General features: G+C 42.1%; 11 protein-coding genes. 4 read left to right on the forward strand and 7 right to left on the reverse strand.

All coding sequences use genetic code 11. The features are described 5' to 3' along the window. Positions 1–568 precede the first annotated feature (568 nt). Genes FCV43_RS17540 through FCV43_RS17550 form a run of 3 tightly spaced genes read right to left on the reverse strand, consistent with a single transcriptional unit; the run spans position 569 to position 2,239 of the window. The gene (locus FCV43_RS17540) at positions 569–1,624 is read right to left on the reverse strand and encodes a type II toxin-antitoxin system HipA family toxin (RefSeq protein WP_113798117.1); all 1,056 of its coding nucleotides are present in this window, start codon (positions 1,622–1,624) and stop codon (positions 569–571) included. Then, the gene (locus FCV43_RS17545; RefSeq protein WP_113798119.1) at positions 1,608–1,934 is read right to left on the reverse strand and encodes a HipA N-terminal domain-containing protein; all 327 of its coding nucleotides are present in this window, start codon (positions 1,932–1,934) and stop codon (positions 1,608–1,610) included. The genes FCV43_RS17540 and FCV43_RS17545 overlap by 17 nt, the downstream gene beginning before the upstream one ends. Next, complete coding sequence (locus FCV43_RS17550) at positions 1,919–2,239, reverse strand: helix-turn-helix domain-containing protein (protein WP_113798121.1); 321 nt, start codon at positions 2,237–2,239, stop codon at positions 1,919–1,921. Before FCV43_RS17550 ends, FCV43_RS17545 begins: the two co-directional genes overlap by 16 nt. A 456-nt stretch (positions 2,240–2,695) precedes the next feature. Here FCV43_RS17550 and mntA point away from each other — a divergent pair, with 456 nt between their 5' ends. After that, positions 2,696–3,085, forward strand: a complete 390-nt coding sequence (mntA, locus tag FCV43_RS17555) for a type VII toxin-antitoxin system MntA family adenylyltransferase antitoxin (protein WP_113798123.1) — start codon at positions 2,696–2,698, stop codon at positions 3,083–3,085. An 11-nt stretch (positions 3,086–3,096) separates the two neighbouring features. Then, positions 3,097–3,507 carry a type VII toxin-antitoxin system HepT family RNase toxin gene (hepT, locus tag FCV43_RS17560; RefSeq protein ID WP_240697186.1) on the forward strand — a complete coding sequence of 137 codons (411 nt, stop codon included), beginning with the start codon at positions 3,097–3,099 and terminating at the stop codon, positions 3,505–3,507. Positions 3,508–3,651: 144 nt separating this feature from the next. On the opposite strand, the gene tpiA is transcribed toward hepT, so the two are convergent. Beyond that, complete coding sequence (gene tpiA / locus FCV43_RS17565) at positions 3,652–4,422, reverse strand: triose-phosphate isomerase (protein WP_113798126.1); 771 nt, start codon at positions 4,420–4,422, stop codon at positions 3,652–3,654. Positions 4,423–4,744: 322 nt separating this feature from the next. Here tpiA and FCV43_RS17570 point away from each other — a divergent pair, with 322 nt between their 5' ends. Together FCV43_RS17570 and FCV43_RS17575 are read left to right on the forward strand one after the other, a co-directional pair. Next, complete coding sequence (locus FCV43_RS17570) at positions 4,745–5,092, forward strand: 5-carboxymethyl-2-hydroxymuconate Delta-isomerase (protein WP_017052610.1); 348 nt, start codon at positions 4,745–4,747, stop codon at positions 5,090–5,092. 78 nt (positions 5,093–5,170) lie between these two features. After that, positions 5,171–5,605, forward strand: a complete 435-nt coding sequence (locus tag FCV43_RS17575) for a DUF805 domain-containing protein (RefSeq protein WP_113798128.1) — start codon at positions 5,171–5,173, stop codon at positions 5,603–5,605. A 74-nt stretch (positions 5,606–5,679) separates the two neighbouring features. Here the strand turns inward: FCV43_RS17575 and FCV43_RS17580 are convergent, their stop codons facing one another. The 3 genes from FCV43_RS17580 to glpX form a co-directional block, all read right to left on the reverse strand. Next, positions 5,680–6,033: a DUF3135 domain-containing protein gene (locus FCV43_RS17580; protein ID WP_113798130.1), complete on the reverse strand. Its 354-nt coding sequence runs from the start codon at positions 6,031–6,033 to the stop codon at positions 5,680–5,682. 110 nt (positions 6,034–6,143) lie between these two features. Then, positions 6,144–6,764: a helix-turn-helix transcriptional regulator gene (locus FCV43_RS17585; protein WP_113798132.1), complete on the reverse strand. Its 621-nt coding sequence runs from the start codon at positions 6,762–6,764 to the stop codon at positions 6,144–6,146. 226 nt (positions 6,765–6,990) lie between these two features. Beyond that, positions 6,991–7,998, reverse strand: coding sequence for a class II fructose-bisphosphatase (glpX, locus tag FCV43_RS17590; protein ID WP_113798134.1), 1,008 nt, complete (start codon positions 7,996–7,998; stop codon positions 6,991–6,993). Between the last annotated feature and the right edge of the window lie 199 nt (positions 7,999–8,197).

The following is an 8,197-nucleotide window of genomic DNA, read 5'->3' on the forward strand; positions in this document are numbered from 1 at the left end:
AGGGCGGTGAGAAGTCACGACGAGCGCCACCTAATGATGAGCCCGGAGATATCAGCATGTTTAGCCATTTTAAATAGTCAGAATTATCGAAATTGGGCGTATTTTCAATTTTTATGAAGTTATAGTTTTCTTTTATTCTAAGACCTTAAACTCCAGCTCCAAAATAAGCGCCAATAACTCCGCATTATTTCACGACTTAACTCGACCCCTGATAATGACAACCGTCATTATCAGGGGTCGAAAGTACAGGACATGTTATCGGTCTTCCCGTGTTATTAGGAGCGCTAGTCTTGCCACTGCCAAGGCAGTGGCCTGTACTGATATCGGTTGAGCTGAAACGACACCGGTTTCTTGATGGTCGTGTAGCTGTAACACTGTCTGTTATGCGGCTTATCGATAATGCCGGTCTTCTCGCCATAACAAATATCACTGCGTGGATCTTGGCAATGTTCATATAAAGCAAAACATGGTCGATGGGCTAAAGCCCAACCTACAGGTGTTCACTTCGGTTTTTTTGTTGGGTTCTCTTATGTAGGTCTTCAGGCCGTCAAAATGTTTCAACGTAAAATCAATCGGCATGAATATCGACATGTTCAAGTTGATGCAAGTAGTTAGTACGGCTTTCTACCCATTGAATCACTTTATCAATCTGTTCTTCCGGCATAAAACTATTACGATAAATCTCATAGATCACTTCTTTTTTACCGCAGATCTCCTTGATTAACTTCGTTGCTAGTTTAGGTTTTATGCCGATATTTTCTGCAAACATTAAAAAGTCATAACCAGTATAGGTACAGTGCGACTGATAACCGCTGGTGTTGCCATTGTCCCCTTCTTCGTTAGCCAGTAATGGCAATGCTAATGAAGTTTCGTTTGCAATATAGTCAGGGTAGGGTGCTATAGACACGTAATCATATATCGGAGCGAGTTGAGAGGCTTCTTTCTCAGGTAACAATAAGCCAATATTTCTCAAATGTAGATCATTGTTGCCAAGGTAATAGGCTGCGAGTACCCTCTGAAATAGATCTCTCTTAAATAGTAAGCTGCTGTCCACATTTTTTATTAAAAACAAGCAAGCTTGTTCGTAGCTGACGTAACCCTCATCATCATCTTTTATTTTCCCATATTTTTCTCGCACGTTCATTGCCGCATCTAACTGTTCCTGATGGATGGCTTTTTCACCCGTTCCTAAACGGTCATAGCGTCGAATAATAAAGGCACACTCACTATCCGATTCATCTCCTTTAAAACGAACTAAGCCAAAAGGAGGTATGTCAAAGCCTAACATTTTCATTACCAACATAGTGGCGTGTTCGTTTTCAGCCAGGTTGGGAAATTCTACTGGGGAGGGTTTTAGAATGAATAACGCTTTGTTTTCAACGACACCGAGTTCATTTTCTTCATTGATAGTTAATGAAAGTTTTGGCTGATAGCCAGAAATGCTCATGCCTTTCTGTTTTTTTGGTAGTTCAGTGACAAACTCTGTGCGAGTAAAGGGGAGTCGCATTTGATATTTATTTGACCCTAATAGGTCTTTAATTTCACCTTTCTTATACTCTTGCTGATCTCTATTCGAATCATCAAGTAAAGTTAGGCTAATCAAACTTCTATTGCTCGGATACATGACTTTCAGCTCTCATCAGTTGGACCGCGCCGAGTAAATTTTTGCCATTAGACAGAAGCATACCTAGCGGATCATTCTCATCAATTTTTTGCAATTCAGAATAACGCTTTTTCAGCCACCCTTCAGGTGCAAGACTGAGGAAAAATGGATGCAATTCTTTACTGTCAAAGCATCTTTCTTCAATAGGCATGCTCAGTGACAAGCTTCGTCCTTTGTATTTTGGATCGTATTCAAACGAAAACCCCTGTCTATTTTGAGACAGCACCCCACAAAGCTTTCCATATAAAAGAACGTTTACTTTTCGATCCATATTTTCATTCCAAGTTCACTGGCAACAGCTAAAAAATTTTCTAACGATGTTTTACTTGGATCTTTCATCATGCGCTTTATGGTTGAACTGGAAATATCAGTTTGTAGTTCTAGATCTTCTAGTGAAATACGTTTCTTACGTTTACGCATCTCTTCTACAAGCGTGTTTTTATCATAAATTGAGTAAGTCGATATTGGATGATTAATTGAGTTTTCAACGTTGCTTAGCATTTCATCAAGAACTGAGTGTAAGTGATCTTCAAGCTTGTTCGCTTGCTCTCGGAGCTGTAGCACTTTTGGGGTCATAATATCACCACTTCTGGGCCATAAGTGGCCTTTTAAAGTATTAGATCTAAATATAGGCTCAATTGTAATCTTTGTAAATCTTTTGTGGTTCTTTTATGATCTATTTTGGTTGTGAGTTTGCTTGCTAGGTCAAATACGATTTTATCGTATATCCAAAATGGATGAACGTATGTGGTTATATGGGGCGCGTGCTTAAGCTACCCATTTCGACTCTTATGTAGGTCTTCAGGCCGTCAAAATGTTTCAGCGTAAAATCAATTGGTATTAATATCGACATGTTTTCTAGTGTGCTTTATTCGATATCTGAAATATGGTCGTCCGGAAAAACGGTTTTACGAACGGTATCAACAGGGCTTGATGAACATTGACACTATGTTGATACGATATTTATCAAGTGCAGCGATGCGTCCTCAATCTTGCTATAGTACCCAGATAAGCAATAGCAATGGATTGAATATGATTAATTCTATCGTTAGTTTGGCCAAGATGGATGAATGTATTGAACTTGTGTGGCTATACGGCTCTCGTGCTCAAGGGAGCCATCACCAAGAAAGTGACTTTGATTTGGCTGTGGCATTTAATGATCACTCTTTGCCTGCCTTGGCTTTGCGAACTCGCCCAGAGTGTTTGGCGATAGAGTGGGCTGAACATTTGCATTTGCCTTTAAATAAACTAAGTATCGTTGATATTAATCGCATACCTATTGCACTTGCTTTTAATGTCATTGAATACGGCGAGTTAATTTATAACAATAATCCATTATTATTTCATAAAGAGCTGAATCGTATTAACTCTATGTTTGAATACCAATTAATTGAAAGTAAGAGAGATACTTCATATGAATAAAGGTCTATGAGTTGTATCTTGAGGAAGTTAAGGCACATAAGGAAAAATATCTTAAGGAGCTCAATGAGCTTCGTTTTGATTTAAATCAATCTGAATTAAAAAGTCGCGACTATCTAGCGACTGAGCGCTTATTACAAGTTTTTACAGAAATGTGTATTAGCTTATCTAAACATATGGTTAAGAAGCTTCAAAAGAAGAGTGCGACAGAAGCATATCAATCTTTTTCTATCTTAAAAGAGCATAACCTGATTTCTAGTCATGAGTTACGCACCTGGAAGCAGGTTATTGGTATGCGTAATGGTTTGGTGCATGACTATTTAAATATCGACTTACTGATTATTGAAGATATTCTACGTGAAGGCCATTATCAAACATTAGCGGACTTTACTGATAAGGCTGTGATCTTTTTATTATCGGAATAGTGGCGTGGGAGAGCAGTATTTCGCCTAGCGCTCTTTCAATAGTGTCCTACTACTTATGAGCAGGCACAAAAAAGGCCAACCGAAGTTGACCTTTCAAACGCTAAATTCTAAAACTAGAATTCAAAGCAGTGCTAAGGCTTAAAATTAAGCTTTTGCTTCTGCTGCTGCTTTAGCGATAGCTGCAAAGCTTTTCGCGTCTAGCGCTGCACCGCCAACTAGAGCACCGTCGATGTCTGGTTGTGCGAAGTAAGCTGCTGCGTTTTCTGGTTTAACAGAACCGCCGTATTGGATCACAACTTTATTAGCAACTTCTTCAGATTTCTCTGCGATGTGAGCACGGATTTGAGCGTGGATGCGTTGTGCATCTTCAGCAGTTGCTGCTTTACCAGTACCGATAGCCCAGATTGGTTCGTAAGCGATGATCGCGCCTTCAAGAGCTTCAACGCCTTGAGTGTTGATCACAGCGTCAAGTTGACGAGCACATACTGCAACGGTTTCGCCAGCTTCGTTTTGAGCTTCAGATTCACCGATGCAAAGAACAGGTGTTAGGCCGTTCTCTTTTAGGAATGCGAATTTCTTAGCAACAAATTCGTCAGACTCAGCGTGGTATTCACGACGCTCAGAGTGACCGATGATGATGTGAGAAGCACCGAACTCTTTAAGCATTGCTGGAGACATGTCGCCAGTGAATGCACCGCTGTTGTTTAGGTCAGAGTTTTGAGCACCTAGGATGATTGCGCTGCCTGCTTCAGTAAGCGTACGCTCAGCAAGGTCAACAAATAGAGCAGGTGGAGCAACTGCAACGTCTACGCCTGTCACGCCTTCAAGTTCAGCGTTAAGACCGTTTAGAAGCGCAACAACCATTTCTTTGCTGCCGTTTAGTTTCCAGTTACCCATAACTACAGGATGACGCATAGGATTTTCTCCGCGATTAATTTATGTGAAAGTTAATATGTAAAAAATAAACTTGATTACGTAAGAATATAACAGATTAATAAGTTTAGATCATGACTGTAGTCATGTCTTTCTTGGATCGAGAGAAATGTTCTCAATCTTGACATCGAAGTGCAGGATAGGAGCGAGGTTGGAGTATTTCATTTAGTCAGTGATCCGACATACAGATTAATCCTTATCTTCTCGGTTTTTTCAGTGTTAATTGCTATTAATGGCATCTCAAATACGATCCATGATGGTCATCGAGTTTTTCATGACCTTAAATCGATATAAGGAAGATAAAATGCCTAACCTAGTAATGGAATACTCCAATTCGGTAGACGATCGAGTGAATGTTCAGGGGCTGCTGGAAGATTTACACAACGTGGCGTTGCATTGTGGTCTGTTTGATGTTGGCTCTGTGAAATCTCGAGCTCTGCGTTGCCATAATTGGTTGATAGGTGATGAAGGTGATAGTGTCGATTTTATTCATGTGAATTTTGAGCTATTGGTTGGCCGTACTGAAGAGCAAAAGCGGGAACTCTCTCGTCAGCTCATTGAAGTGCTTCAAGGGCAAGCCAGTCATGTGCGCAGCTTAACAGTGAATATGCGCGATATGGATACCGCCTGCTTTCAGAAAATCATTAACTAGTACTCTCCTTGTTGTTAGGTGGTTATGGAATAGTGGTGGGATGCTGGCGGTTTAATTTTTTAATATTTAGGTAGAAAGATGTCGATTAAAGAGTTGTTACTTTCATTTCAAGGGCGGATAGGGCGAAAAGTTTTCTGGATCTGGAACCTTATCTATTACGCGGCTATTTTTGGTTTTGCGATCGGTATAAATATTCTATTCCCGGTATACGCTTATTTGCTGTTGCCTGTTTTCTTATTGATCTTAATGGTTCCGGATTTAGCGATCACCGCAAAACGTTGGCACGACAGAGATAAATCTAACCGCTGGTTACTTCTTAACGTGCCTCTTATTGTCGGGCGTTTAATGACACCTATGGCGGGAGCAGCATCTGCAACGGCAACGCCTTCCGCTCCAGAATTGATGGCGACGCTGGTGGCGTTCGTATGTGGTATCTGGATCCTCGTTGAATGCGGATTTATGAAAGGCACCACCGGAGACAATCAATACGGTCGTGACCCGCTTCAGCAATAGGCAGAAAGTAAGGGGCCGTTAAAAAGATAAATAGAAAGTTAGAATAAAAGGAGAAAGAGGTGTGGGCCTCTTTCTCATTTTTCTCTTAGAGTAAAAGGAATAATATCCGCTGAATGTGTAGGCGTTACGTTTGCATCATCGTCAAGGACATACTCACCCCCAAGTACACCTTGAAATTTTACAACCTGTACCGATAACTCTTTCATTAACGTGATATTGATGTGATTGGGGTTCTTACAGTGGCTAACCACCAGATCGATATGGCTTTGCTGAGCGCGTAATCGATGCTGCATCACATCCGATGCTGACTGAATCATCTCTTCACACATCTCATGTTTGAGCTGCTTAAAAGCTTGAGGGTTATTTTTAGCCAAAGCGACTAAATCATCAAATGGTGGCAAGGTTTGGTTGGTTAGAGGAAATCCCATATCACTCTCCTACGCGCTATTGATAGTTGGCACACTATCAAAGCATAAGAGAGTTTTGTGGTTAATTCTTGCTCGATTTATTGCATTCTTAAATTTGAGACATTTATTCTCTACGGCAAATTTTGGATCTGATAGGTGCAGCGTCGCTCACCTTGAGTGATATGTTCTGAACGTTGAACCGTGTACGCCTCACCAAGTAGTTGTTGGAAAACATTTAATTCAGATTGGCATAGGTTAGGGCAGCGAGTTGCTGCTTTACAGATCGGGCAGTGATTTTCTATCAATAAGAAACCTTGCTCATTTTTGATAAGCTCAGCCATGTAACCCTCTTGTTCACGAAGTTTGGTCAGCGCTTCAAGTTTCTCTTCTAGGCTATTACAGTCGGCCAACGCTTGTTGGTATTGAGCCAGCGTTTGGCTTTCGCGCTTGGCTGCGACTTGAGCCAAGCCTTCCGGGCCAAATAAACTCTCAACCGCATCAATCATCTGCACGGTGAGTTCACTGTGACGATCGGCAAATTGCGCGTGGCCTTTTTGAGTCAATGACCAGTGGCGGGTAGGTCGTCCGACTTTCACTTTAACGTCATGAAAGGCCAAAATACCATCGTCTTCTAAACCTTGGAGATGTTGACGAGCGCCCATGGTGGTCATGTTAAGATCGTCAGCCAGTTGCTTTGCGGTGACGGCTCCATCCCGTTTGATGCTGTGTAATATCCTATCGATGGTCTTCATTGTGTCCCTGCCTTATGATTCATCTTCATTATGAAGTATGAGTTTAATAAAGCAAATAACTTACTATCCAGAAATTATGGACTACAGCAGAGTGAGTGTGAATTGTCATCAGATAAAAAACGCAGCCGGAAGTGGCTGCGTTTGATGTAGACATTCGTTTGTATAGCGCCAAGTTTAAAAGCATAGAAGCTTAAAAGCTCAAGGCTGGGAACATAACGTTAGAAACCTACAGGATAAAGTCGCGAACTTCAGCGTCTTTACGCTCTAAGTAGTGAATCGACTTGATGCGACGAATGGTGCGACAGCGACCGCGGATCAGCAGTGTTTCTGTTGTCGCGATATTGCCTTTACGTGTGATGCCCTCTAGTAGATCGCCTTTGGTGATCCCTGTAGCGGCGAAAACCACATTGTCGCTGCGTGCCATATCATCCATTTTCAGTACGATATTAGCTTCAACGCCCATCTCTTTACAGCGAGACAATTCTAGCTCACCGTGAGTGCGGTTTTCAGGTGTATCCCCTTTCACATCATGACGCGCCAACAATCTACCATGCATGTCGCCATCTAGAGCGCGAATAACCGCCGCAGAAACTACGCCTTCAGGAGCGCCGCCGATGCAGTACATCACATCCACTTCGCTGTCTGGCATGCAGGTTAAAATAGACGCCGCTACATCGCCATCAGGCACGGCAAACACTCGAACGCCCATTGCTTGCATTTGGGTGATCACTTCATCATGGCGAGGTTTTGCAAGGGTGGTGACCACTAAAGTATCAAGGGTTTTCCCTAACGCTTTTGCGATGTTTTCTAGGTTCTCTTCCAAAGAAAGATGCAAATCGATCACCCCTTTTGCGCCAGGGCCGACAACCAATTTCTCCATGTACATATCAGGGGCTTTTAGGAAGCTGCCTTTTTCGCCAGCCGCTAGAACTGCTAATGCGTTCGATTGTCCCATCGCTGTCATGCGAGTACCTTCAATTGGGTCCACCGCAATATCCACAGCATCGCCACCGACACCGACTTGCTCACCAATAAAGAGCATTGGAGCATCATCGATTTCACCTTCACCGATAACAATCTCACCGCTGATTTCAGTCTTGTTCAATAGGCTACGCATCACTTCTACCGCGGCACCATCTGCGGCGTTTTTATCGCCACGGCCAAGCCATTTATAACCAGCTAGTGCTGCACCTTCGGTTACACGAGAGAATGCCATTGCCAAATCGCGTTTCATGTTGACTCCAAATAAATGAAAGAGAGATAAATAGGAAATTTTGGCAGGATTTTACCATATCAGAAAGGTAACGTTTGCCTTTTTCCATCGCTTTAGTGCTTACTGGTTTTAAAGTTCGTCTGCAATGTAGATTTTTATGGGTAACGGATACGCGATTTGGCTCACTTGAGATGAGAAAAGTTAGCAATTTCGCCGTAAA

The sequence above is a fragment of the Vibrio genomosp. F6 genome (assembly GCF_005146325.1).
GTDB lineage: Bacteria > Pseudomonadota > Gammaproteobacteria > Enterobacterales > Vibrionaceae > Vibrio > Vibrio cortegadensis.

Excerpts from the sequence above, each read along its gene's own strand:
- FCV43_RS17540 (WP_113798117.1), bottom strand. The coding sequence starts at position 1,624 with ATGTATCCGAGCAATAGAAGTTTGATTAGCCTAACTTTACTTGATGAT.
- FCV43_RS17545 (WP_113798119.1), bottom strand. The coding sequence starts at position 1,934 with ATGGATCGAAAAGTAAACGTTCTTTTATATGGAAAGCTTTGTGGGGTG.
- FCV43_RS17550 (WP_113798121.1), bottom strand. The coding sequence starts at position 2,239 with ATGACCCCAAAAGTGCTACAGCTCCGAGAGCAAGCGAACAAGCTTGAA.
- mntA (WP_113798123.1), top strand. The coding sequence starts at position 2,696 with ATGATTAATTCTATCGTTAGTTTGGCCAAGATGGATGAATGTATTGAA.
- tpiA (WP_113798126.1), bottom strand. The coding sequence starts at position 4,422 with ATGCGTCATCCTGTAGTTATGGGTAACTGGAAACTAAACGGCAGCAAA.
- FCV43_RS17570 (WP_017052610.1), top strand. The coding sequence starts at position 4,745 with ATGCCTAACCTAGTAATGGAATACTCCAATTCGGTAGACGATCGAGTG.
- FCV43_RS17575 (WP_113798128.1), top strand. The coding sequence starts at position 5,171 with ATGTCGATTAAAGAGTTGTTACTTTCATTTCAAGGGCGGATAGGGCGA.
- FCV43_RS17580 (WP_113798130.1), bottom strand. The coding sequence starts at position 6,033 with ATGGGATTTCCTCTAACCAACCAAACCTTGCCACCATTTGATGATTTA.
- FCV43_RS17585 (WP_113798132.1), bottom strand. The coding sequence starts at position 6,764 with ATGAAGACCATCGATAGGATATTACACAGCATCAAACGGGATGGAGCC.
- glpX (WP_113798134.1), bottom strand. The coding sequence starts at position 7,998 with ATGAAACGCGATTTGGCAATGGCATTCTCTCGTGTAACCGAAGGTGCA.